Annotated in this window: 23 protein-coding genes, 1 tRNA gene and 2 pseudogenes; 8 read left to right on the top strand and 18 right to left on the bottom strand. The window is 58.7% G+C overall.

Annotated features, from left to right (window positions below; genetic code table 11):
• Window positions 1-98 precede the first annotated feature (98 nt).
• Window positions 99-175, top strand: a tRNA-Pro gene (locus ACQKP2_RS26455).
• Window positions 176-257: 82 nt separating this feature from the next.
• Here the strand turns inward: ACQKP2_RS26455 and ACQKP2_RS26450 are convergent.
• Window positions 258-431, bottom strand: a complete 174-nt coding sequence (locus ACQKP2_RS26450; protein WP_427580812.1) for a hypothetical protein — start codon at window positions 429-431, stop codon at window positions 258-260.
• Window positions 432-550: 119 nt separating this feature from the next.
• A complete protein-coding gene (locus ACQKP2_RS26445; RefSeq protein WP_427580810.1) occupies window positions 551-952 on the bottom strand; it encodes a hypothetical protein in 402 nt (133 codons plus the stop codon).
• 81 nt (window positions 953-1,033) lie between these two features.
• Here ACQKP2_RS26445 and ACQKP2_RS26440 point away from each other — a divergent pair.
• Window positions 1,034-1,327 (top strand): annotated as a pseudogene (locus tag ACQKP2_RS26440) (putative metallopeptidase); the annotation flags it as partial.
• A gap of 144 nt (window positions 1,328-1,471) precedes the next feature.
• On the opposite strand, the gene ACQKP2_RS26435 reads toward ACQKP2_RS26440, so the two are convergent.
• Window positions 1,472-1,900 (bottom strand): hypothetical protein, encoded by a 429-nt coding sequence (locus ACQKP2_RS26435; protein WP_427580808.1) that lies wholly within the window; start codon window positions 1,898-1,900, stop codon window positions 1,472-1,474.
• Between the two features lie 639 nt (window positions 1,901-2,539).
• On the opposite strand from ACQKP2_RS26435, the gene ACQKP2_RS26430 reads away from it, so the two are divergent.
• The gene (locus tag ACQKP2_RS26430) at window positions 2,540-3,220 is read left to right on the top strand and encodes an SGNH/GDSL hydrolase family protein (protein ID WP_427580807.1); all 681 of its coding nucleotides are present in this window, start codon (window positions 2,540-2,542) and stop codon (window positions 3,218-3,220) included.
• A 146-nt stretch (window positions 3,221-3,366) separates the two neighbouring features.
• Here ACQKP2_RS26430 and ACQKP2_RS26425 read toward each other — a convergent pair whose 3' ends face one another.
• The gene (locus ACQKP2_RS26425; RefSeq protein WP_427580805.1) at window positions 3,367-4,542 is read right to left on the bottom strand and encodes an acyltransferase family protein; all 1,176 of its coding nucleotides are present in this window, start codon (window positions 4,540-4,542) and stop codon (window positions 3,367-3,369) included.
• A 143-nt stretch (window positions 4,543-4,685) separates the two neighbouring features.
• On the opposite strand from ACQKP2_RS26425, the pseudogene ACQKP2_RS26420 reads away from it, so the two are divergent.
• Together ACQKP2_RS26420 and ACQKP2_RS26415 are read left to right on the top strand one after the other, a co-directional pair.
• Window positions 4,686-4,896 (top strand): annotated as a pseudogene (locus tag ACQKP2_RS26420) (tyrosine-type recombinase/integrase); the annotation flags it as partial.
• A gap of 342 nt (window positions 4,897-5,238) precedes the next feature.
• The gene (locus tag ACQKP2_RS26415; RefSeq protein WP_427580804.1) at window positions 5,239-5,526 is read left to right on the top strand and encodes a hypothetical protein; all 288 of its coding nucleotides are present in this window, start codon (window positions 5,239-5,241) and stop codon (window positions 5,524-5,526) included.
• A gap of 116 nt (window positions 5,527-5,642) precedes the next feature.
• Here the strand turns inward: ACQKP2_RS26415 and ACQKP2_RS26410 are convergent, their stop codons facing one another.
• The 7 genes from ACQKP2_RS26410 to ACQKP2_RS26380 all read right to left on the bottom strand — a co-directional run bounded on the left by ACQKP2_RS26410 (window position 5,643) and on the right by ACQKP2_RS26380 (window position 13,484).
• Window positions 5,643-5,924 carry a hypothetical protein gene (locus tag ACQKP2_RS26410; RefSeq protein WP_427580802.1) on the bottom strand — a complete coding sequence of 94 codons (282 nt, stop codon included), beginning with the start codon at window positions 5,922-5,924 and terminating at the stop codon, window positions 5,643-5,645.
• Between the two features lie 751 nt (window positions 5,925-6,675).
• A complete protein-coding gene (locus ACQKP2_RS26405; RefSeq protein ID WP_427580801.1) occupies window positions 6,676-7,962 on the bottom strand; it encodes an NAD(P)/FAD-dependent oxidoreductase in 1,287 nt (428 codons plus the stop codon).
• A gap of 4 nt (window positions 7,963-7,966) precedes the next feature.
• Complete coding sequence (locus ACQKP2_RS26400; RefSeq protein WP_427580800.1) at window positions 7,967-9,544, bottom strand: aldehyde dehydrogenase (NADP(+)); 1,578 nt, start codon at window positions 9,542-9,544, stop codon at window positions 7,967-7,969.
• 94 nt (window positions 9,545-9,638) lie between these two features.
• Entirely contained in the window at window positions 9,639-10,586 is a 948-nt protein-coding gene (locus ACQKP2_RS26395) for a dihydrodipicolinate synthase family protein (RefSeq protein ID WP_427580798.1), read from the bottom strand.
• Window positions 10,587-10,663: 77 nt separating this feature from the next.
• Window positions 10,664-11,590, bottom strand: a complete 927-nt coding sequence (locus ACQKP2_RS26390) for a 4-hydroxyproline epimerase (RefSeq protein WP_427580797.1) — start codon at window positions 11,588-11,590, stop codon at window positions 10,664-10,666.
• A 29-nt stretch (window positions 11,591-11,619) separates the two neighbouring features.
• Window positions 11,620-13,257 (bottom strand): APC family permease, encoded by a 1,638-nt coding sequence (locus ACQKP2_RS26385; RefSeq protein ID WP_427580795.1) that lies wholly within the window; start codon window positions 13,255-13,257, stop codon window positions 11,620-11,622.
• The gene (locus tag ACQKP2_RS26380) at window positions 13,218-13,484 is read right to left on the bottom strand and encodes a hypothetical protein (RefSeq protein ID WP_427580793.1); all 267 of its coding nucleotides are present in this window, start codon (window positions 13,482-13,484) and stop codon (window positions 13,218-13,220) included. Before ACQKP2_RS26380 ends, ACQKP2_RS26385 begins: the two co-directional genes overlap by 40 nt.
• Window positions 13,485-13,616: 132 nt before the next feature.
• On the opposite strand from ACQKP2_RS26380, the gene ACQKP2_RS26375 reads away from it, so the two are divergent.
• Complete coding sequence (locus ACQKP2_RS26375; protein ID WP_427580791.1) at window positions 13,617-14,396, top strand: helix-turn-helix domain-containing protein; 780 nt, start codon at window positions 13,617-13,619, stop codon at window positions 14,394-14,396.
• A gap of 159 nt (window positions 14,397-14,555) precedes the next feature.
• On the opposite strand, the gene ACQKP2_RS26370 is transcribed toward ACQKP2_RS26375, so the two are convergent.
• The 5 genes from ACQKP2_RS26370 to ACQKP2_RS26350 form a co-directional block, all read right to left on the bottom strand.
• Window positions 14,556-14,762 (bottom strand): hypothetical protein, encoded by a 207-nt coding sequence (locus tag ACQKP2_RS26370; RefSeq protein ID WP_427580789.1) that lies wholly within the window; start codon window positions 14,760-14,762, stop codon window positions 14,556-14,558.
• 229 nt (window positions 14,763-14,991) lie between these two features.
• Window positions 14,992-15,420, bottom strand: a complete 429-nt coding sequence (locus ACQKP2_RS26365; protein WP_427580787.1) for a hypothetical protein — start codon at window positions 15,418-15,420, stop codon at window positions 14,992-14,994.
• A 141-nt stretch (window positions 15,421-15,561) separates the two neighbouring features.
• Window positions 15,562-15,975, bottom strand: a complete 414-nt coding sequence (locus tag ACQKP2_RS26360; RefSeq protein WP_427580785.1) for a VOC family protein — start codon at window positions 15,973-15,975, stop codon at window positions 15,562-15,564.
• Window positions 15,976-16,158: 183 nt separating this feature from the next.
• Window positions 16,159-16,797, bottom strand: coding sequence for a TetR/AcrR family transcriptional regulator (locus ACQKP2_RS26355; RefSeq protein ID WP_427580784.1), 639 nt, complete (start codon window positions 16,795-16,797; stop codon window positions 16,159-16,161).
• A complete protein-coding gene (locus ACQKP2_RS26350; protein ID WP_427580782.1) occupies window positions 16,784-17,635 on the bottom strand; it encodes a 3-hydroxybutyryl-CoA dehydrogenase in 852 nt (283 codons plus the stop codon). The genes ACQKP2_RS26355 and ACQKP2_RS26350 overlap by 14 nt, the downstream gene beginning before the upstream one ends.
• A gap of 165 nt (window positions 17,636-17,800) precedes the next feature.
• Here ACQKP2_RS26350 and ACQKP2_RS26345 point away from each other — a divergent pair, with 165 nt between their 5' ends.
• Entirely contained in the window at window positions 17,801-18,808 is a 1,008-nt protein-coding gene (locus ACQKP2_RS26345; protein WP_427580779.1) for an AraC family transcriptional regulator, read from the top strand.
• Window positions 18,809-18,813: 5 nt separating this feature from the next.
• Here the strand turns inward: ACQKP2_RS26345 and ACQKP2_RS26340 are convergent, their stop codons facing one another.
• Window positions 18,814-19,770 (bottom strand): alpha/beta hydrolase, encoded by a 957-nt coding sequence (locus ACQKP2_RS26340; RefSeq protein WP_427580777.1) that lies wholly within the window; start codon window positions 19,768-19,770, stop codon window positions 18,814-18,816.
• A 242-nt stretch (window positions 19,771-20,012) separates the two neighbouring features.
• Window positions 20,013-21,011 carry an NAD(P)H-quinone oxidoreductase gene (locus ACQKP2_RS26335; RefSeq protein ID WP_427580775.1) on the bottom strand — a complete coding sequence of 333 codons (999 nt, stop codon included), beginning with the start codon at window positions 21,009-21,011 and terminating at the stop codon, window positions 20,013-20,015.
• Window positions 21,012-21,122: 111 nt separating this feature from the next.
• Between ACQKP2_RS26335 and ACQKP2_RS26330 the strand changes: the two genes are divergently transcribed.
• The gene (locus ACQKP2_RS26330) at window positions 21,123-21,995 is read left to right on the top strand and encodes a LysR family transcriptional regulator (RefSeq protein WP_427580773.1); all 873 of its coding nucleotides are present in this window, start codon (window positions 21,123-21,125) and stop codon (window positions 21,993-21,995) included.
• Window positions 21,996-22,434: the final 439 nt, after the last annotated feature.

The following is a 22,434-nucleotide window of genomic DNA, read 5'->3' as shown; positions in this document are numbered from 1 at the left end:
GCACAGTATCTGGCACGCGGCCCACGGGAGAGCTATAGCCCGCAGGAAGAAGTCTTCAAGTACCGCTACGCCTTCACTCAGTTGATCCGCAATGGGGTCGGGGCGTAGCGCAGTCCGGTAGCGCACTAGCATGGGGTGCTAGGGGTCGAGTGTTCGAATCACTCCGTCCCGACCATATTTTTCAATGACTTAGCCGCTTTCGAGCGGCTTTGTTGTTTCTGCCATAGTGACTTTTCGAGTGACCATGGCCATTTTCATCATGCTTCCCTCCTTTTCAGAATCGTCAGCGCTGGTGCGCGCGAGTCGGTTGCTGATACATCAACGAAGTTCGCCATGAACGGATCGCCGGTTTGTACATTGACGATCCGATAGTAGAAGCCGTTCACCATTCCCCGAGCGGGTCTCTTCTGCAAGACGAACACTGCTTCCATAGCTTCACCTCATGAAATCAATCCATTGACCTTAACCGGTGATGGTCGTTTATCAAGCGAGGGTGCTGATTGGAAGTGTTTGAGGCAGAGGTATAGCGCGGCACGCTTCTTTAATGGCGTTAGGACCGCGCCCTTCTCAATGTAAATGCGAGCATGGCTGTAGAGATGATTCCAGGCATCAGAAATATGTATGTCAGTTCTGGCAGCTCACGCATGTAGTAAGCGAGGAGCATCCCCCAAATCATGGCAGTCACTGCGCCCGCCGAAAGTAAGCGTGTGTAGCGCACAACAGGAGAGGCTGCCATCGACAGGGCATAGATTTTCCATGCTGACCATATCGCAAATGACGAGATGATGAAGACACCGATACCGACCAAGACCGCGAGTGGTGGATCTTGGACGATAAAAAAGAGTGGTATCAATAAACCAACGACGCCTGCAGTGAAAAGCAGGGTAATGGGTAAAAAACCGACAATCGCTCCGATTGTCAGCACTATGCGCAGCTTCGTCAGGTTATCCATTTCCTACACCTTGGGCTCTGTAGCGTCATCGCGCGGAGTTAATACCGGCAACACGCCACCATTTCAAGTCCAAGATGAGTGATGGACAGGCCTATGCCACCGAACTCGCTGCATGAACTGGGTGGACTGTCAGACTTTGGAATTCGCCTCGTACGAGCTCCTGAAGTGTGGGAATGGCTTTAGACCGAGATCCTCGCTGACACCGGTAGTATCCACCACGAAGACCACGCACACCTGATCGACGCTGAAATCCAGGTAATGTGGGCGTCGTCGTGTTTCGTGAAGCAAGGTCGCTCAGTGCTGGGCCAAGCCGAACAGGTGGCATTTCGCGCCGGCGGCTGGCAAAAAGCCCGGATGGAGCAGCAGTTGCGTGATATCAATTCCGCTGGTTGCCGTTGGACGCGTAGGGGAGTGCAGTCAGGTGGTGTCGGGAGGGGGAGTGGCGAGTAGCGCGGATCCCGTAGCGAGTACGGCACGCAAAAAAAGCCTGCGAGAGAGGCAGGCTTCAGGCGCTGATTTTTAGAGGCAGTCGGACTTGCCTATCTGCAATTCGGCTATCGGTGAGTTGCTTGAGTCGTTGATGGTGTAATTAACCAAAAGCCCCGACTTCACGAAAGGTCCCAGACCTTTTTCGGCGCAGGATACTGAGGTGGCAAGGGCTTTTGTGTCCTTCGTAAATGAATCGGAATCGACTTCTTTTTTCGAGACCTTCATGAGCGTGTATGAGACACGCATGACACCATCTTTGTACGTTACCGAGTCAAGGCGAGTTGATTCATCGAACATCTTTGGGGTTCCGACATTCATGAGAAGCGCAATCCCTTGAAGCTGGCGTTCCTGCTCTTGCTTTTTCTCTTCCGGAGCAGCCTTTAAATGCCAGACCTGGACCAGGATAAAGAGTGAAGTCATTGCCAAAAAAAATATGATGAATCCGCGGTACTGCTTCAACTGAAATCTCCTTGGCAAAAGGCCATCATTTATTTGACCATGCCGCCACCATCATCTCAAGTCGAAGGAATTGTCGGTTATGTCTCGGCGCCGAGTACCGTGGCGGCGGTCAGTTCGCCAGCACTCGATAACCACCGATTCTGGGATTTGATGCAGGTGGGCGGTTACATCAAAAGCTTTCAAGATGATCAGCGGCCTTATGATGGTCATTGCGGCCACTGCGTACAGTCAGACAACCGTGGTTACTGATGATTGGCTCAACGACGTTCTGTAAGAGTGGATGAGCATTCTTGCAGCGGGTTTCAGCGCCGTCAGTTTGGAATCATGAAGAGGGCATGCCAAAACCAGGTTCCGATGGAAACTTTACCCTTGTACAGTACCGACACTACGCTGCGCAGGTTGCCTGCTCAGAGGGGGCTAACGTATTTATAACGGACTGCATCGGTCTAAATGCAGAGCACTTCTTTGATGGATTGCACCTCAACGCCCAGGGACATGAAATCTACGCTAATGCGTTTGTTGATCAAATGAGGGAATGGCAGCTCTGGCCTTGAGGTTGCTTTGGCAAGACAGGTCGCTTGTGTTTCTGTACGATAGCCGCGAAATACCGGGACCATCCTCCAGGAAGAGAATCACTTTGTGAGAAAAATACTGCTTTTATTGCTTCTGTGCCAATCCGCTTTCGCCTTCTCTCAAGAACAAAAAGTCCACACTCGATGCATTATTGCCGGTGATTCAATCCAGTCCTATGTATATCGAAAAAACGGTATAGGTGATGCCAGTCAATTAACGGCAAGCATGATTCCAATGAAAACGAACGTCTCTATCGCAAACATGTCTGGTGGCGGACAAAGACTTTCCAGCGGTGGCACCCCGGGCTGGGGACTGGTAGAGAACCTTCAGGCGATCTGGTATGTGACTGGCAGCCGACAGCCGGACTGCGTAATCGTGGCGCTAGGAACGAACGACTGGGGAAGTCCTGAGATCGGTCTTGCTGAGTATGAAAATTCCTATCGCAAAGTCTTGGATTACATCAAAGACAAGGGTGCCACTCCCGTTTGTGTGGTTCCAACCTGGAACAAAGAGGAGGGAGTTAAAAAGCCTCATGCCGATGGTGAGTGGACCATTCAAGAGTTTCGTGAAAAAGTCGTTGACGTCTGCACAGCTGAAAAGGCGCATATTTTCGACGCAACTAAAATTGGCTTGAAGCCGAAAGACTTTCCAGACGGCCTTCATATGGGGGCGCACGGCCACCAAGTATTTGCGGCGGCGCTGGTTTCGCAAATGCAAGAATGGAAAATTTGGCCAAATAAAAAGTAGTTTATCGACACATAGGAAGCCCGCCGAGAGCGGGCTTTTTCATGCCTGGAGAAAAGCATATCCATTACTCAGCAACAGCTGCTACAGATTCTCCCGAGCGCCGGCAAACAAGCCGGCGTTTCACGAAGTGCTGGTGGACTGGCTGATTATGCGAATGCAGGCTCACGGCTACTGGCTTTAGACGCTAGATATTTCTTGGATTTTTCGATACCTCGCTTCCTGAGTGGAGTCTCCACAAATCGGTAGTTCAGCTCGGCAAATACAGCGATCAAGACAATAGCGGTTACGCAAAAACGGATGTTGTAGTGGGAGTCGAACTGGAACCCTACACCTTCAATCCTCGACCAAATCTCTCTGGTCAGCCAGAAGGATGGGTTATGAACCAGATAGATGGCAAACGACCTGGCCCCAATGTAGGCAAGGATGCTTCTGATTTTTCCCTCAGGGAAAAGGTAGCCGCCCTGGTACGACCCCAGCCAGACAGTGACAGTGCAGAGCAAAGTCACCATGGTGAAGACAAAAGGTATGACACCACCGTTGGACGGCGTTATAAGAATTGCAGATATCAAAGCGAAGGCTGTGAAGTATTTTATTGCACTGTTAGCCAGAAATTTTGGCTCTATAAGCGAATATGCTTTGGTGTTTTTAAAGATTGCCAAACATACGCCTAGCAGGATCCCATCCATTCTGGTGTAGAGAATGTGCAAGAAACTCGAGGAGTTGAAATACATAAGGCCGGTGCCAATCAATACGGCAGCCCCAAGCCACATAATCCAGCGTAGCTTCAGGAAGAACAGGAAGGGAAACAAGAAGTAGAACTGTTCCTCTAGCGAGATACTCCAATAAATGCCGTTGCTTCCGCAGAGTTTGTTTCCTAGGGTGCTAGCGTAGCAGCTCGCAAAATGTATGTTAGATACAAACATTGCAACTGATAGGCCATCAAAAATGTTGGCTTTCAGACTGCCGAATATACCTGAGTGATTGAATGTTACTGACAGTACACACACGATGAAAAGCCAAAGCATTGCAGACGGGAAAATTCTGTAAGCTCTTCGTATGTAGAAGGAAACCATTTCTTTTACGAACGTGGATTTATCCTCCAGTCTTGCTGCGGAATAAAAGGTTTTGTAAAACGCATTAGCAATTACGAAACCAGATATGCAGAAAAATATGTCGACCCCAGCCCAGAGCCCATATGACCAGTTGCCTATTTGGGGATACCAAAATAGCAGATTTCCTAAATGCCCCATGACTGGCAGGAAGACGGCGATCGCGCGTAATGCCTCTATTTCGTAATTTTTTTGGTGCTTGACGGCAGACATCAGGGAAGTCCCTTCATTTTTGCGCGAGAGTTTACACGAGTGATAAATGATTTTTGAAAAATTACCAAAGTGTTCGTGGCATGTGAACGCTGAAGCGAGTCCGCCATGGAGCAGCTTTTTTGCCTGGAGCTTCAGCACCCTGAACGATCAACATCTCGATCGAAGGGGTGATCCGGGTTCTTTCGCTTTGCGCAAGGAAGTGGAGGGACGAAGAGCGCAGGCCCTGGCTCGATTCTGTTCGGGGATTTGTCGGCGCATCTGCAGACGATGGCCCTATACAAGCTGAACACGGGTTGTCGCGAGCAGGAGGTCTGCAAGTTGAAGTGGGATTGGGAGCTCCAGGCGCCGCAACTGGCCTGACCTGCGCGTGATGCGTGCTGGCGGCACTGATCGTTGAGAGCGCTGCGTCCGTCCCATGGGTGTTGGTATGTGCGCATTGACACAATGAAGGGCTTCGCGTTGGTCTGCACATGCCGCCAGCAGCCCTTGGCTACCTGGTGCATGGTGTTGTTTGCCATAGACCTTGTGCGGAAGATGGTGTGCTGGAGGTTGCTCCAGTCGATGCATTCCCTCGCAGTGCACCAGGGTTGTTGCTTGGCTGTAGGGAGAGAGGCGGCTCGTCGACAGACGTACAAAAAGAAGGTTATGGGAAATAGGGCTAGGCTTAGTTCTTAGGTGCACAGTGAGGTAAGCGAAATGGATACGTATATCGTTTCGATGGCTCGGAAGGATCACGACGGAAAATACATTGAGTTCGAATGGGCGAAATTGGATGGACACATGCACGCCATCGGACATAACCAAGTGGTCAGCTTTGGTCAGGTCTGCGAAGCAATTGCTCGAGGTGATGAGGTTTTTGCTGGCGATGGCCTCGGAAACCGGTCGAGAGTCTTTCTTGGGGTCAATGCCTCTGGTGAACGAGTCATCGAGTTAGAAGCCAGCGTGTCCGAGCTTGAGCAAATTGGTGACCTTCCAAGGTTTTGATTTCCTGACCCCTGCCTCGCTGGCTGACGCTGCTGATTAGGCTGGAACTCCGGGAATGACCTGCGAGCCGGCGTACGATGGAAATGCCAAACAGGTGGGGGGCTCTCAACCCAGTCCTACCGCCCGAGTCGCTTTAGCAGACAAGGCTTGGGCACCTGGCCGATCGCCGCGCATTCGTCTCGGATCTCCGCCAGTCCTTGAGCAAAGCTTCCAATTAAAAGACCGGCAAGGCATGCCACGATAACGAATACGAGCACGCGCTCCTTTGGAGCCGGTTTGCCTTCCAGGCGAAGTTCAACACATCTGGCGCCGTAGAGCGCAAGATACAGCCCAATCATCACACCGGCACCGATGAGAGAGGAAATGCCAAACGAAAACATGCTTAAAACTTTCAACATTCCCACCGCGCTTTTCCTGACCATGAAGGGCGCACCGATTGAATCATTCGGGCCAGATGATTGCCACTATGGATAACGAATAAAGTCGCGGCTTTAGGCGCACGACATAGGTGTCACTCAGGCGCCACCATGATGGCCGCTTCGAGGACAAGTCGATTTTCATTGATTTTGAGGAGTAGCGAAGGGAGCAGGTTTGAGTTCGGTATGGGGAGTTCCTCCGTGAAGAGAGGAAAGCGTGGCAGGCGCGAGTTTTAATAAATGCGAAGCCCCGAAGGTTCGCGGCTTCGGGGCTTCTATTTTCGCCTCCATCCCTTAATGGCTGGCGAACGTGGCGCGCAGATTACCAGCGATGTATCAGTGAATCACTACTGCGATAGGCGGATTGTGTTCGCTGGCAGAACGCCGGAGGGGGACCGAAAGGGCGCGGGGATTTTTCGGGGATTGGCTATCCCGAATGTCGATTCTGTTCATGGCGGGACCTGGGCGGATGGAACGCAATGATCCTGCGTTCGCTCTGGCATGCAGAGCCATTGAGGTTTTCAAGGTAGGGCAGAAACGAAAAGCCCGACGCTGGGTCGGGCTATCAGTAGATGGGCCAAATCCCTTTGGCTGAATTCACTATGCCTGGCGGATGTGACGAAAGTGTGACAGGCAGAAACCCAAAAAATGCCATATCAACGCATTATGTTCCCGCCGCAGAGCCGCTCAACAACCCTGTTCGATCACGCCATCAGCTCCGTTTGCGGCCGAGTCAAAACCGATCCAGCCGATACGCCTCACCCCCCGGCAACCCGATCCCTCGGCCATCGCCACCAGGCAATGCCATCTGCCCGATCAGCTCCGCCGTCACCGCCGCTTGTGTCAGCCCCAGGTGCTGATGACCAAAGGCGAGCAACACCCTTGCATCACAGACCCGATCAATGATCGGCAGGGAGTCGGGCAGGGAAGGGCGGAAGCCCATCCAGGGTGTCGCCTGGTCAGCGTTCAGGTCGTGCTTGAACAGGCCTTTGCTCAACCGATGCAGTTGCCAGGCGCGTTCCATGCTCGGCGGGCTTTGCAGGCCGGCGAATTCGACGGTGCCTGCCAGCCTCAGGCCATCGGCCATGGGGGTCATGATGAACTTGCGTTCCAGCGAGGTCACGGCGAAGGGCAGGCGTTGGTGTTCATGGGGCAACATCAGGTGATAGCCACGCTCGGTGTCCAGAGGGACCCTCCTGCCGGTCAGTGCCGTGGTGAGTCTGGCGGAATGGGCGCCGCAGGCGATCAGCACTTGGCGTGCCTGGAAGGTAGCCTGATCGGCAACCAGCGAGACGCCGCTTTCATGCAGGAGTCCATCCTGGATTTTTTGCCTGACGAATTGCACCCCGTTGGCCTTGGCGGCGTGGACCAGTTCACAGACAACTTTGTACGGGTCAAGAAAATGCCCGGTGCGTGGAAAGAACAGCCCTCCCTCAATCCGTTCGCTGAGTTGCGGGGCGGCGTTGCGCACAGCCCCGGCCTGCCACGCGTCGACGGGCACACCCTGTTCAAGCATGCGTGCCTGTAACGCGTCGAGTGCCTGTCGTGATTCGGGGCGTTCGTAAACCAGCAACGAACCATCCTCTTTCAACAGGTCCGGGCGGGCTATTGTCTGCAGGAGGCGTTGCCAGGCACCCAGGCTGCCTTCGTTCAATGCGCGGATGCCGGCCACGGTGCGGCGGAAAGGCGCCGGTCGCAGGTTCAGCAACAAACGCGTGAACCATGGCAAGGCGCGAGGCATGTATTTCCAGTCCAGGCGCAATGGCCCCATCGGGTCCATCAGCATCGCCGGCAGGCGTTTGAGGATGGACAGGTCGGCGATGGGAAACACCTGTTCGGTGGCCAGGTGCCCGGCATTGCCGAAAGAGGCGCCGTGGCCCGGCTCCTGATGGTCGAAGACCACCACCCGCCGACCCTGGCGTGCCAGGCGCAGGGCGCAGGCGACGCCGATGATGCCGGCGCCGATCACGGCGATGTCCACAGGGGCGTGCTGATCGCTTGGCGTAAAGGAAGTCGACATGTTCCTAGCCTTCTTTCTGGCCATCGAGCAGGCGCCGCAACTGTAACGGATTGCCATGCCTGAGTGCAGTGGGTAACAAAGTGTCCGGGAAATCCTGGTAGCAGACCGGCCGCAGGAATCGCAGGATGGCAGCCGTGCCTACCGACGTGGTGCGCGGGTCGGAGGTGGCCGGGAAGGGGCCGCCATGGACCATGGCATCACACACCTCGACGCCTGTTGGCCAGCCATTGACCAACAGGCGGCCCGCTTTGCGTTCAAGCACAGGCAGCAATGCCCGGGCAGAATCCTGATCGGCGTCGTCCAGGTGCAGGGTAGCGGTCAGTTGGCCTTCCAGGTGCTCGATGACCTGGTGGATTTCGTTGTCGTCGGCACATTGGACGACCAGCGAAGCGGCACCGAAAATTTCCGCCTGCAAATGGTTGTCGGCCAGAAAATGTTGCGCACGGGTGACGAACAGGTGCGGCTGGCATTGGTTCGGGCCGGTACTCGCCTGGCCTGCCGCGACTGTCTGTGCATGCGTGTTTTCGGTCAGTGTGCCTACACCGGCCTCGTAGGCGTTGAAAATGCCCGGCGTGAGCATGGTCTGGGCACTGCTGTGGCGGATGAGGTCGGCGGCAGCGGCTATGAAGGCGTCCAGGGCCGGGCCCTGGCGGGCAATCACCAGACCCGGGTTGGTGCAAAACTGCCCGGCGCCCTGGGTCAACGACGCGACGAACCCGTGGGCCAGCGCGTCGCCTCGAGCCTGCAAGGCCGCCGGAAACAGTAACACCGGATTGATCGAACTCATTTCCGCATACACCGGGATCGGTTCGGGACGTGCCTGGGCCGCCTTGCACAAGGTGATGCCACCACTGCGCGAACCGGTGAACCCAACGGCTTTTATGCGTGGATCACAGACCAGCGCGATACCCACTTCGCGGCCGGAGCCGAACAGCAGTGAAAACACGCCTTCAGGCAAGCCACTGTTCTTCACCGCACGACACACCGCTTGCCCCACCAGTTCGCTGGTACCGGGGTGAGCGCTGTGGGTCTTGACGATCACCGGGCACCCGGCGGCCAGCGCGGACGCTGTATCGCCACCGGCAACGGAGAAGGCCAGCGGAAAATTGCTCGCACCGAATACGGCCACCGGTCCCAGCGCCACCTGGCGCTGACGCAGGTCCGGGCGAGGTAGCGGTTGGCGTTGCGGTTGCGCGTTATCGACACGCACGTCCAGCCATTCACCCGCGCGCACTGTGCGGGCGAACGTGCGCAGTTGTTGGCAGGTCCGTCCCCGTTCGCCGAGGATGCGCGGGCGTGGCAAACCGGTTTCGCGCATGGCGCGCTCGATCAGTGCTTCGCCCAGCGCTTCGATCTCGCTCGCAATGGCTTCGAGGAACTCGGCGCGTGCGGTCAGGGATGTTTCGCGATAACGATCGAAGGCCGCCCATGCCAATGCACAAGCCTGTTCCACCTGTTCGCCGGTGCCGCCAGGGTAGGCCGGGTCGAGCGGTTTGTCGGTGGCCGGATCAATTGCCTGGATCGCTTCGCGGTGGCCGGTAATGGCCTGCTGGCCGATCAGCATGTTGCCTGTCAGAGTCATGGCGCTTCCTGAATAAATGAGGTGGGCCTGCCACGAAACCATTCGGTCGCGCAGCAGGCGTGCTTTCGCGGCACGCAATGGACGCCGCGAGCCATCAATCGAGGTTTTGCTCCTTCGACCAGTTCGCGTACCACTGGCGGAACAATGTGTACTGGGCTTCGGCGTAACGACGCTGGGCCTCGGTCAGCGCGTCGGTCTCGTTGAAATGCAGGGTGTATTCCTTGTCACCGTTGAGCACCATCAGGTGCTTGTAATAGAGCACCAGGTCGGTGCCTTCGTCGAAGGACGAGAGCACCGCCAGTGCCGACTCCAGCTCCCGGGCCAGGCGCCGTGCCTTGGCATCGCCTTTGGCGGCCTGCTTGCTCAGGGCTACCAGTTGCAGCACTTCGCGCGGCAGGGCGTTGCCGATGCCGGTGATGGCGCCGGTGGCGTTGCAGTTGACGAAACCGTGGACCACCTGGGTATCGACACCGACCATGAGGGTGACGTCATCGTCTTTGGACGTGATGTTTTCGGCGGCGTAGCGCAGGTCGGCAGCGCCACCGAACTCCTTGAAGCCGATCAGGTTCGGGTGTTCGCGACGCAGTTCGAAGAACAGGTCGGCGCGTGTGGCGAAGCCGTAGTAAGGGCTGTTGTAGATCACGGCCGGCAGCTGCGGCGCAGCGTTGAGGATGGCGGCGAAGTGAGCTTTTTGCGCGGTGGCGGATGCGCCACGGGACAGTACGCGAGGAATGACCATCAGGCCGTGGGCACCGACCTTGGCGGCATGGGCCGCGTGGGACACGGCTTCTCGACTGTTGACCGCACCGGTGCCGACAATGGTCGGGATGCCGGCGGCGACCAGACGGGCCACGCCTTCCTGACGCTCGGCTTCGGTCAGCAGTGGCCAGTCACCCATCGACCCGCAGTACACGACAGCGCTCATGCCGATGTCGATCAGTTCGCGACCCTTGGCCACCAATGCGTCGAAGTCCGGCTTGCGCTCGGCGGTGCATGGGGTCATCAGCGCGGGAATGCAGCCAGTGAAGATGTTATCGCTCATTGTTATAGCTCCTTGAAACATTCATTCAGGTCAATCGGGTGATAGGTAGCCGCGGGCGCGGCATCCGGCGTGGCGGCTCAAATGCCCCACGCGAAAGGATCCTGTTCGTCGATCAGCAACGTGCTGTCGGCGGTCATGCAGGCGCGGCCGGTGATGAACGGTCGAACACGTTCGCCGTCCCATTCATAGCGACCTTCGAACTGGCTGCCGGTGATGCTGGCCTGGACCCAGCGTTGGCCGGCGGCCAGTTTTCCGTCGGCCGCCAGGCACGCCAGCTTGGCGCTGGTGCCGGTCCCGCAGGGCGAGCGGTCGTAGGCTTTGCCGGGGCACATGACGAAGTTGCGGCTATCGGCGCGGTCGTCGTCGGCAAACAACTCGATATGGTCGATCAGGGCTCCGTCTTCGCCGTAGATAGCTTGATCCTGCAGTGCCTTGAGCATCGACCAGGTGTACTCGGTCAGGGCCTCGACGTTATCCAGTTGCAGCGTCTGGCCGTGATCGGAGACCAGGAAGAACCAGTTGCCGCCCCAGGCGATATCACCGTATACGCGGCCATGTCCGGGGACCTCGACGGGCACCTGCCGGCGATAGCGGTAGGCCGGCACATTGGCCACCGTGACCAAACCATCCTCGTGCAGGGTGGCGCTGACCTGGCCGACCGGTGTATCGATCCTGTGCACGCCCGGTTCGATATGACCCAGGTGGTACAGGGATGCGACCAGGCCGATGGTGCCGTGGCCGCACATGCCCAGGTAGCCGGCATTGTTGAAGAAAATCACCCCGCAGGTGGCGTCCGGCGAAACCGGCTCGCAATACAGCGCGCCGACCAGCACATCGTTGCCACGGGGTTCCAGCAGGCAGGCTCGACGCCATTGGTCGTGCCGGTCGCGCAGGGCATCACGTTTTTCGGCCATGGTGTTGCCGTCAAGCTCGGGAAAACCCTTCATCACCAGGCGCGTGGGCTCGCCGCCCGTGTGAGAGTCAATGACACGTACTGTTTTCATAAACTGATCCATTGAAGAGTGACCGGGGTTCAGGACGAAACCCGTGCATGTGCGCTTACCGGGCGTGGGCCTGTGGTGGTGGTCGTCACGGCTTCGCTTTCATCGTCCTCATCGTCGAGACGAACCAGATGCGCCGGCACGCCGGTCGCTGCACCCCAGTAATAGATCCCCAAGGCGCAAGCCGCCACGACCAGGGTGTCAAATGGATGACCGAGGACGCCCAGGCCGCCGAAGCTGCCCAGCCAGGACAGGACGATGGTCACGGCATAGAAACCGATCAGCCAGGCGGACGAGCGCACCTGTTGGGCCAGGCTCAGGTGCAGGGTCGGTACGAAACGACCGCACAGCAGGTAGACGACGAACATCAGGATTTGCAGGCCAAGCAACCAGGACACGGTGTTCCAGCCCGACCAGTAGACAATCAGCGAGGCGATGATGAAGGACAGCGGCCCCAGTACATTCATCCGCTTGACCCGGAACGGGCGTGGCATATCCGCAGCGTTGCGGCGCAGCGCGGCCACGCAAACCGGTGCGACGGCATAACTGAGTACGAGCGCGGCCGATACCACGTTGATCAGCGCTTCCCAGGACGGGAAGGGCAGGGTCCAGAACACCGACAGGGCAAAGGTCAGCCACAACGCCGGGCGCGGAATGCCGGACTGTTCGTCGATACGGGTGAACACCTTGAAGAACGTGCCGGTTTGCGCCCAGCCATAAATGACCCGCGGGGTAGCGTTCATGTAGATGTTGCCGCACCCGCTGGGCGAGATCACCGCATCGGCGACCACCAGGTAAGCCAGCCAGCCCACGCCCAGTGCCAGGGCGATATCGCGGTAAGGCAAGGCCAACTCCTTGCTCACACCGGCCCAGCCGTTGGCCAGCATCTCGGTGGGAACGCCGCCGAGGAAGGCCACTTGCAGCAAGACATAGATCGCGGTGGAGAGCAGCACGGAAAGAATCAGTGCGATGGGAATGGTGCGTTGCGGGTTCTTCACCTCACTGGCTACCGAGATGATCGGTGTCAGCCCCAGGTAAGCGAAGATGACGCCGCCGGCGGAGACCGCCATTTCGATGCCCGACAAGCCGAATGGCGCAAAGCCCTGGGCCTGGAAATTTTCCGGTTTGAAGAAAGTGAACAGCACACCGATGACCAGCAGTGGAACGATGAACTTGAACACACTGACCAGGTTATTGGCCTTGGCGAAGGTCTTCACGCTGCGATAGTTGAGCAGGAAGAACAGGCAGAGCAGGCCGAACTGAACCAGCCAGCCGATCACTGTCGGGTCACTGGAACCGGCCTTGGTCAGTCCGGGAAACCAGGCGGCGGCATATTGGCGAGAGGCGACCACTTCAATCGCCACCAGGCTTGAGAAGGCGATCAGCGTAATAAAGCCCATCAGGTAGCCCAGCAGCGGTCCGTGGGAGTACACCGGATACCGAACCACACCGCCGGCACGTGGTAACGCCGCGCCCAGTTCACAGTAAACGATGCCCAGCAGCAGAACGGCAAAACCGCCCAGCAACCAGGAAAAAATGCCGGCCGGTCCGGCAATGGCGGACACGTGACTGGCCGCGAACAACCAGCCCGAACCGAAGATCGCTCCCAGTCCGATAAACGTAAGGTCCATCAATGAAAGTTGTTTTTTGAACTTGCCTTTGCCTGACATGGCGTCGCCTTCTTGTGAGTTATTGGATAGGCAGGAGTGATGTCACTGGTAAACGTCATCGTCGGTTTTGCCGACATCGACGCAGCGATCAAAACGACCGATTGCATCGTTGAAACCGGGTCTGGCCACTGCTTGCCCGCCGGGTCTTGCGCCAAGCTTGAGCGGGCCTGCAATGGCGAAAGATTGAACCCATCGGCCCGTTCGCGATTGATGTTTTGCGCAGGCATGAATGACGAAATCAGCACAATTGCAGTTAAACGCGCATGCGCTCGACAGTGCGCCGGCCTTGCGGCAACCTGCTCGATGAACGCCGTGAAAAGGGCGCATCGCCTGGGCAAAAAATGTTGGGAGTCAGCGTCATGATGCAAAGCGCGTTTGCGATCCTGGGCCAGGAAAACAACGGGCGTCGTCCGCAAAACCTCGATGAGCTACTGGCGAGCGTGGCGCTGGTACTGCCGATGCTGGATGTCATTCCCAATGCCGCGATCTTCATCAAGGACATGCAGGCGCGCTATGTCATGGCCAATCGCACCCTGGTGCAACGCTGCGGGCTCAAACACCTGCAACCCTTGCTCGGCAAAACCAGCGCCGAGGTGTTTCCGGCGCAATTGGGGCCTGGTTATACGGAGCAGGATCGACGTGTGCTGCAGCAGGGATTTGTTCTGGAGGATCAGTTGGAGCTGCACCTGTACGGCAGTCGGGAACCTGGCTGGTGCCTGACCCACAAACGGCCGTTGTATGGTCGCAGCGGAGAAATCATTGGCCTGGCGGGCATTTCCGTCGACCTGCAATCGGCCAGTGAAACCCACCCGGCCTATCAGCGTCTGGCAGCCGTGGACGAACACATTCGCGCGCATTTCAACCGGCGCGTCACCCTCGGTGAACTGACAAGGATCGCCGGCATTTCAGTGGCGCAACTGGAGCGCTACTGCAAGCGGGTGTTCAACCTGACACCGCGGCAAATGATCCAGAAGGTTCGCCTGGAGCACGCCCATCGACTGCTTCACACCGATATGCCCATCACCGACGTCGCGCTGCAGTGCGGCTACACCGACCATAGCGCCTTCACCCGCCAGTTCAAGGCATTGACCGGCTTTACCCCGCGGCATTATCGGCAGGTCGCGCTTGGCCAATCCTGAATGCAATGAGTCAACCGGCCGATGGTTTCACCACTGGCAAAGTCGTTGGCAATAGCGGCGATGAAGTGGATCGGAGGAGAAAACGCGCGGGGAGGGGGGACTGTGGAGGAGAAAGCGTGCATCGGCGCCGGGCTGCGGTGCCCGGCGCGTGACTTGACCTCAGATCATGAAACCAACGATCTGCCCAAGGCTGTTGTCCTGTGCGCCGGCAATCAGGTGCAACGGTACTTCCTGGGGTTTTTCCAGCGAGGTGATTTCAATACTGCCGACTACCTGTAGCGGTCGCTCACTCAACCCGGTCGCCTCCAATTCCTTTGCCTTGGCCATTCTCGCGTGGTTCGCTGCGATTTCATTGAGAGTTGACACGTTACATCTCCGGTGACTGACCAAGCGTATTGCTGGAGTTCTGAATCGTTAGTTTGAGGGGCTGCCGTGTCAGAATTATGTCGTTCTGCGGCTGCGATGCCGGCATGTGCAAGCCACAAGCCAGACAGGGGCGTGCCTGGCCTCCCAACGACAGATTTACGACGAAAGGTTGTTTCGACATGCCGGCCACCTCTCTTCGCGTGCGAACTCGTCAAGGTCCTGACGGTTACTACCGGTACTTGATGACGATGCCCTTGAGTTTGCGACCGTTGACCGTCTGCACATCACGGGCCCACAAGGGGCCGTTTACATAGGCGCCCACCCGCTGAATATGGTCGTACACCACCACCACGGCATCGCCTCCGAGCTTGGCCGCCTCATCCCGCAGTTTCTCTTCGACCTCGGCGACGGGCGGGGCGGGATCGACGGTGGCGTCGATCAGGATTTCACCCAGTCGAATGTGCGGGCGAAGGGGCTCGCTGCGTAAAACCGTCACTTCACTGGGCACGGTCGGTGCCGGGTGTTCGACACCGACGTAGGCAGTGGTCTGAGCGTCGACGGAGGCACAACCGCTGAGCGCCAACAGTGCGGCGGTGAGTCCGCCTGCCAGGAGCGACAGTTTGAAACGGGTGGACCAGGATGCGACAGGGGCAGGCATGTTGGGTTTCCTCCGGGCAATCCGCTGCTATACGGGGGCGATAGGGTTGACGGTAGCAGACGGGCGGGGAGTTGCCAGAAAGCCCAACCTTTGAAGGTTGGGCTGTTTCATGCGCATAACATCTGCGAACAGGCAGCCTTCTTACTGATCCTTTTCGCAGTTGACCATCCAGGACACGCCAAAGCGGTCGATCAGCATGCCGAAGCGTGTCGCCCAGAACGTGGCCTCCAGCGGCATTTGCACCTGCCCCCCGGCCGCCAGTGCGCCAAACACCCGTTCAGCCTCGGTGATGCTGTCGACATTGAGCGAAATCGAGCAGCCGCTCATCTCGTCGACGGGGCGGTCGGGCGTGGTGTCCGAGCCCATGATGACCTGGTCGCCCACCGCCAGGCGGGTGTGAATGATCAGGTTGTGCAGGTCCTTGGGAACATGCTCGCCAGCCGGGGTCTCACCGAAGGTCATCATGGCTTCGATCTTCCCGTTGAGGCTTTGGGCATAGAAGGTGAACGCGGCTTTACAGTCGCCGTTGAAGATGAGGTAGGGATTGATTTTCATGGAGCGATTCCCGGTCATTGAAGAGGTACATCGACCGGACAAGTAAAGCTTAAATGGATGTGCAAGCGTCTCCGTCTGTCTGCCTATCCGTCTGCGTCTGTAGGAGCCAGGCTTGCCGGCGAAGAACGATAACGCGGTGCAACAGTTACACCACGGCGCTCCGTTCGCGGGCGAGCCTCGCTCCTACGGGGCAGGTATGTTTCCCAGAGGGCGGGCAAGGCTGATCGCCTCGGCGGCACGTCGTGGCGCAAGCACGCGCTCGATCGCTCCGCTGAGCATGTTTTCCAGCAGTTCGTCCTGCTCTCGTTCTTCCAGCGCATGGGTTGCCAGCCAGCTCGGCGCGTTGTTGAGCAACGCGGCAATGGCATGACCGGCCGCCAGCAGGCCCGGCTCACTCAGGCGGGATCGGGCGCCGAGCATCTGCAGCAATCGATGCTCGTATTGCTCGCGTAACTGTCGCACCCGTTCCTGTTGCTCTTCATTCAGGCAACCGCTGTCGCGCTCCACCAGCCGAAAATGCCAGGGCATGTCGCGGTGCAGGTTCAGATGTGCGCGGATCAGGCTGTTGAGCCGGTCGCGCTTGGCCGAGGCCTTCTTCTCGATGCGACCCAAAGTCGCCAACAGCTCTTCGTAGAACTCCTCGATCAGGTCGAGCAGAAGGTGCTGTTTGCTGGGGTAATGGTGGTACAACGAGCCCGGGGAAAGCCCCAGGCACGTGGCGAGTTCACGCATGCCGACCTGACCGAAACCCTTGCTGGCAAACAGCTCCAGCACTTTGTCCCGGTATTCGGCGAAACGCGAACAGCGCTCAGGCATAGGCATGGAAGCCACGCCCCGATTTGCGACCCAGATAACCGGCGGCAACCATTTCCTTGAGCAGCGGCGCTGGGCGGTATTTGCTGTCGTTGAAGCCTTCGTAGAAGGCTTGCATGATCGCCAGCAGGGTATCGAGGCCAATCAGGTCCGCCAGGGCCAGTGGGCCGATGGGCTGGTTGCAACCCAGGCGCATGCCGGCGTCGATGTCCTCGGCGCTGGCCAGGCCTTCCTGAAACACCAGGATCGCTTCGTTGATCATCGGCACCAGAATCCGGTTGACCACGAACCCCGGGCGGTTGCCGGCGGTAATCGCCGTTTTGCCCAGCGCCGTCGCCATGTCCAGCGCCAGGGCATGGGTGGCATCGCTGGTTTGCAGGCCGCGGATGACTTCGATCAAGCCCATCACCGGCACGGGGTTGAAGAAGTGCAGGCCGATGAAACGCTCAGGCTGGCTGACGCTGGCGGCAAGCTGGGTGATCGACAGTGACGACGTATTGGACGCAATCACGCACTCGCTGCTGACCTGCGCGGCGATCTGTTGCAATACCCGCAGTTTCAGTTCGAGGTTTTCGGTGGCAGCTTCGATGACCAGCTGCGCATCGTGCAGGCTGCTGTAATCGGTGCTGGTGCGTATTCTGCCCAGGGCTGCGAGTTTCTGTTCGGCCGTCAGGATGTCCTTGGCGACCTGCCGATCGAGGTTCTTGTCGACGGTCGCGACGGCTTTTTGCAAGGCCCCTTCGCTGATGTCGAGCAAGGTCACGTTGAAACCGGCCAGTGCACAGACTTGCGCAATACCGTTGCCCATGGTGCCGGCGCCAATCACGCCGATGTTTGAAAGATTCATGTTGCCGCCCTTGCGCTCAAGTCCTGCGATACCTTGGCCGCGGGGGCGGCCGAAGGCGTACTATTGCGCGAGTCTAGAGCCGGCCAGGCGGTTGTCCTATGCCGAAACTGTTCAACGGCACTGGTGTTTTTTGCCATTTTCATCGATGGGGAGAGAAGCGTTCACATGCGGGAAAAGGACTCGGTGGCTGCCTACTTCGTGCAGGCAATGATCCAGGGGCTGGGAGATGATTCGCCACGCGTGCAAGCGGTGCTGGAGCAGGCCGGCCTCGATCCTGCGCTGGTGCAGCAGCCCACGGCGCGGGTGCCGGCCAATGCCTTCGCGGCGTTGTGGCTGATTCAGATCCGCGAGCTCAACGACGAGTTTTTCCGGCTCGATTCCCATGGCATGCCGCCGGGCGCTTTCGCGCTCATTTGCCGCGCCTTGATTCAGGAACCCGACTTGCACAAAGCCATGCGCCAGTGCCTGGCCAACTTCGCCCTGTTCCTGCGCGATTATCGCGGTACGTTGACGGTGCGCGGCAAGCGGGCGGTCATCAGCCTTGAAAGCCATGCGGTGAACGATGACGTCAGTCGTTTCGGCGAAGAGACGTTTCTGGTGCTGATGATCAGCCTGTTGTGCTGGCTGGGCGGTCGGCGCATCCCCATCGACCGTGCGGACTTTCGTCATCAGCGTTTGTCCCTCAGTGACGACCGCCTGCTGTGGGGCCCCAACCTGACCTTTGGCGCCGGGCGCACCGAAATCGAGTTCGCCAGCCACTACCTGCGCTTGCCGGTGGTACAGGACCTGGCGTCGCTGAAGGTGTTCTTGCGCACGGCGCCGCAATGGCTGGTGATCCGCTTTCGCAACCAGCACGGTCTGGCGTCTCAGGTGTATCAACGTTTGCGAGGCAGCCATTACAGCCATTGGCCCACCTTGCAGGCTTTCGCTCAGGAACAGCACTTGAGCCCCAGCACCTTCCGCCGAAAGCTCGAACGGGAAGGCTGTTCCTATCAGGAAATCAAGGACGAAGTCCGGCGCGCGGTGGCTTTCGAACAACTGCGCCAGAGCCGGGCCAGTATCAGTGACATTGCCGAACAACTGGGCTTTCAGGAGCCCAGTGCATTTCATCGTGCATTCAAGAAGTGGACGGGGGAGAGCCCGGGTAAGTATCGGGCGCGGTTCCAGGGCTAGGCGACTCAGGAATCCCGGGCATTGCGGGGCATCGACGGCCCGGCTATCTGCGGCGCCCTGGCTTTCATCAAGCCGTCGATGGCCTGGCGATACTGGCTGCCACCCAGGCTCATGCTGTTGTTGTGTGTCCCGCCGGGAATCAACAGAAGGCGCTTGGGCGGATGGGCGGCATCGAACAACTGCTGGCTGAAGCGCGACGGCATGAACGGATCGGCCAGGCCATGGACCACCAGCAGCGGCATGTCGATGTCGACGATCTTGTCGATGGAATCGAATTTCTCTGACAGCAGCCAGCGCACCGGCAGCCAGTTCACCGGCAGGTTGTTGCTGGCCACTTCCGCCACGGCATCACCCAGCGAGGTGAAGGTGGACTCGATCACCAGACCATGCACGGGCACGGCAACCTGCTGTTTTTTCGCCTGTGCCGCCAGCTCCGCTGCCAGGTCGATAGCCACCGCACCCCCCAGGGAATGGCCGTAGATCAGGCGTTTGCTGGCATCGGGTTGCATGGCCGTGAAACGCTCCCAGGCGATCCGGGCGTCTTCGTAAACGCTGGCTTCGGACGGCAGATCGCCGTGACTCTGGCCGAACCCGCGGTAGTCGATTGCCAGCACCGAATAGCCCATGGCACGCAATTGCTCGATGCGAAACGCCTGGCCGGTAAGGTTCCAGCGAACGCCATGCAAATAGAGGATCGAAGGCGCATCGGGGCGTGCGGCCGGCCACCACCACGCATGCAGGTTTTGCCCGGCCTTGAAGCCGGCAGGCCTTAAGTCGAACTCCTGAACGTCGCCGGGCAGGCCGTTGTACCAGCCGGCTGTACCCGGCTCGATGCGAAACAGCAGTTCACGTTCCTTGTACTTGAGGGCACCGCAGCTCACCGGCAGGCCGACAACCAGCGCCGCCATGCACAACAGCGACAGCCAGCGACGGCGCAGACGGGGGAGAAGGGCAACAGGCATCGAGTGTTTACCGGCACGGACATCAAGCCCGCGTTTTAACAGATGTCTGTATGAGGCGGGAAAAATTTCGACAACTGTACAATCTGCCTTCTGCCTTCTGCCTTCTGCCTTCTGCGATCTGCAATCTGTGGGAGCGAGCCTGCTCGCGATGGTTTCAAAGACGCCGTTGGGTGTCAGGTTTCCAGCGTCATCGTTGACGACCATCGCGAGCTTGCTCGCTCCTACAGGGGATGTCGTGCGGATCAATCGACCCGCAACACGATCTTGCCAACGTGATCACCGGCTTCCATTCGTGCATGGGCCTGCGCGACGTCTTCAAGCGGGTAGACCTTGTCGATCATCGGCAGGCAACGACCAGACGCCAGCACCGGCCAAACGTGTTCGCGCAGTTGTTGTGCAATCACGGCCTTTTCTTCGCGGGTGCGCGAACGCAGCAGTGAACCGGTGACGATGGCGCGTTTGGCCATGATTGCCAGCAGATTCACCTCTTTGGCGACGGCTCCGCCGAGGAAGCCCAGCATTACCAATCGCCCTTCGAGGGCCAGGGCTGCGACGTTCTTGTCCAGGTACGAACCGCCCATGATGTCGAGCACCACATCGACGCCGTGGCCCGCGGTTTTTTCGGAGATGACCCGGGCAAAGTCCTGATCGCGATAGTTGATCGCTTCGGCACCCAGCTCGCGGATCACCGCGCACTTTTCTTCGCTGCCCGCCGTGGCGAAAGCGTCGATACCGAACTCGCGGCAGAGCATCAGTGCGGTGGTGCCGATGCCGCTGGTGCCACCATGGATCAGAACGCGTTGGCCTTTGCGGGCGCCGCCCATCTCGAACAGATTGGCCCACACGGTGAAAAAGGTTTCCGGGATCGCGGCGGCCTGCACCCAGTCCAGGCCTTCGGGGATTGGCAGGGTCTGACTGGCCGGCACCACGCAATACTGCGCGTAACCGCCACCATTGGTCAGTGCACAGACCTTGTCACCGACGGCGAAGTCGTCGACACCTGCGCCGACGGCGACCACTTCACCGGCCACTTCCAGCCCGGGGATCGGGTTCATGCCGGGTTTCATCGGGTATTGGCCGGCGCGCTGGAGTACATCGGGGCGATTGACCCCGGCGGCGCGTACACGGATCAGTACTTCACCGGCGCCGACAACGGGCACGGGCACATGGCGTGGTTGCAGGACGGTGGGGCCGCCGGGCTCGGTGATTTCGATCTGGGTCATGGTGTGGGCAATCGTCATGCTCGATACCTGTAGTGGGTGAGATGGTGTCAGCATAAAGAAATTTTTTGATGCAATAATGCTGCGATTTAACATGTGTGCGATGCATAAATGCATCGTGATGGAGGCGCCATGAATTGGGATGACGCGCGGGTTTTTCTAGCGGTCTGCCGGGAGTCGACACTGCGCGGTGCCGCGCGGGTACTGGGGGTGGATCAGGCCACGGTCGGCCGGCGCATCAACGCCCTGGAGAAGTCATTGAGCGCGACGCTGTTTCTGCGCACCTCCGAAGGCTATGCGCTGACCGCCGTGGGTGAAGCCGCGATGCGTGCGGTGGAAAAAATGGAGCATTCGGCGCTGGAACTGGAGCGCCGGATCCAGGGCCTCGACGAGCGACTGACCGGCCTGGTGCGGGTCACGACCACCGATTCCCTGGCCATCGACTTCCTGATCCCGGCCATTGCCCGCCTGCATCGGCAGCACCCCGATGTGCGGGTGCAACTGGATGCCTCGACACAAATCCTCAGCCTGGCCAAGCGCGAGGCCGACATCGCGGTGCGCAATACCCGCCCGGAAAACCCCGACCTGATCGCCCGGCGGATCGCCCGTTGGCCGGTGGGTCTGTTCGCATCGCAAGACTATGTGGATACCCACGGCATTCCGCAGCCGGGGGAGGCGTTCGAGGGACATGATCTGGTGGTGTACCAGCCGTATTTGCAGGGTGGCAACCTGACGCTGGTCAACGAACCGCTGGGACGCGGGAGGATTGTTTCGAGCCTCAGTTCCAGTCTGTTGGTACGCCGATCCATCGTGGCGGGCATCGGCATCGGGGAAATTGCAGTGCACCTGGGCGAGCGCGATGGCCTGGTCAGATTGTGGCCGGAGCGCACGCGACCCTTGCCTTATGACGTGTGGCTGGTCACGCACGCCGACCTGCGACACACCGCCCGGGTGCGGGCGGTGATCGAGGAAATCGTCACGCAATTCTCCGGTACAACCTTGTAGGAGCCAGGCTTGCCGGCGAAGGCGTGTTCATGGACAACGCAATATACAAGGTCGCCTTCGCGGGCAAGCCTCGCTCCTACAAGCGAAGGCGTATTCGATGGCGGCGCATGACGTGAGGCCGCCATCGCTGGCAAGCCAGCTCCCACAGAATTAGGCTGCACCTGTTTTTTCGGTCGATCCCGGTCCCGTAGGAGCCAGGCTTGCCGGCGAAGGCGTGTTCATGGACAACACAACACACAAGGTCGCCATCTCTGGCAAGCCAGCTCCCACAGAATTAGGCTGCATCTGTTTTTTCGGTCGATCCCGGTCCCGTAGGAGCCAGGCTTGCCGGCGAAGGCGTGTTCATGCACAACGCAACATTCAAGGCCGCCTTCGCCGGCAAGCCTGGCTCCTACAGGCGAAGGCGTGATCATGGACAACGCAACACGCAAGGTCGCCA

It is taken from the genome of Pseudomonas sp. NPDC089569 (assembly GCF_050280625.1).
Classification (GTDB): Bacteria; Pseudomonadota; Gammaproteobacteria; order Pseudomonadales; family Pseudomonadaceae; genus Aquipseudomonas.
The sequence above is the reverse complement of the archived record's forward strand: the minus strand, read 5'-3'. Positions and strand labels throughout refer to the sequence as shown.

Bases quoted from the DNA above. Each gene is read 5' to 3' on its own strand.
- ACQKP2_RS26450 (WP_427580812.1), bottom strand. From the start codon at position 431: ATGGAAGCAGTGTTCGTCTTGCAGAAGAGACCCGCTCGGGGAATGGTG.
- ACQKP2_RS26445 (WP_427580810.1), bottom strand. From the start codon at position 952: ATGGATAACCTGACGAAGCTGCGCATAGTGCTGACAATCGGAGCGATT.
- ACQKP2_RS26425 (WP_427580805.1), bottom strand. From the start codon at position 4,542: ATGTCTGCCGTCAAGCACCAAAAAAATTACGAAATAGAGGCATTACGC.
- ACQKP2_RS26415 (WP_427580804.1), top strand. From the start codon at position 5,239: ATGGATACGTATATCGTTTCGATGGCTCGGAAGGATCACGACGGAAAA.
- ACQKP2_RS26410 (WP_427580802.1), bottom strand. From the start codon at position 5,924: ATGTTGAAAGTTTTAAGCATGTTTTCGTTTGGCATTTCCTCTCTCATC.
- ACQKP2_RS26405 (WP_427580801.1), bottom strand. From the start codon at position 7,962: ATGTCGACTTCCTTTACGCCAAGCGATCAGCACGCCCCTGTGGACATC.
- ACQKP2_RS26400 (WP_427580800.1), bottom strand. From the start codon at position 9,544: ATGACTCTGACAGGCAACATGCTGATCGGCCAGCAGGCCATTACCGGC.
- ACQKP2_RS26395 (WP_427580798.1), bottom strand. From the start codon at position 10,586: ATGAGCGATAACATCTTCACTGGCTGCATTCCCGCGCTGATGACCCCA.
- ACQKP2_RS26390 (WP_427580797.1), bottom strand. From the start codon at position 11,590: ATGAAAACAGTACGTGTCATTGACTCTCACACGGGCGGCGAGCCCACG.
- ACQKP2_RS26385 (WP_427580795.1), bottom strand. From the start codon at position 13,257: ATGTCAGGCAAAGGCAAGTTCAAAAAACAACTTTCATTGATGGACCTT.
- ACQKP2_RS26380 (WP_427580793.1), bottom strand. From the start codon at position 13,484: ATGCCTGCGCAAAACATCAATCGCGAACGGGCCGATGGGTTCAATCTT.
- ACQKP2_RS26375 (WP_427580791.1), top strand. From the start codon at position 13,617: ATGATGCAAAGCGCGTTTGCGATCCTGGGCCAGGAAAACAACGGGCGT.
- ACQKP2_RS26365 (WP_427580787.1), bottom strand. From the start codon at position 15,420: ATGCCTGCCCCTGTCGCATCCTGGTCCACCCGTTTCAAACTGTCGCTC.
- ACQKP2_RS26360 (WP_427580785.1), bottom strand. From the start codon at position 15,975: ATGAAAATCAATCCCTACCTCATCTTCAACGGCGACTGTAAAGCCGCG.
- ACQKP2_RS26355 (WP_427580784.1), bottom strand. From the start codon at position 16,797: ATGCCTATGCCTGAGCGCTGTTCGCGTTTCGCCGAATACCGGGACAAA.
- ACQKP2_RS26350 (WP_427580782.1), bottom strand. From the start codon at position 17,635: ATGAATCTTTCAAACATCGGCGTGATTGGCGCCGGCACCATGGGCAAC.
- ACQKP2_RS26345 (WP_427580779.1), top strand. From the start codon at position 17,801: ATGCGGGAAAAGGACTCGGTGGCTGCCTACTTCGTGCAGGCAATGATC.
- ACQKP2_RS26340 (WP_427580777.1), bottom strand. From the start codon at position 19,770: ATGCCTGTTGCCCTTCTCCCCCGTCTGCGCCGTCGCTGGCTGTCGCTG.
- ACQKP2_RS26335 (WP_427580775.1), bottom strand. From the start codon at position 21,011: ATGACGATTGCCCACACCATGACCCAGATCGAAATCACCGAGCCCGGC.
- ACQKP2_RS26330 (WP_427580773.1), top strand. From the start codon at position 21,123: ATGAATTGGGATGACGCGCGGGTTTTTCTAGCGGTCTGCCGGGAGTCG.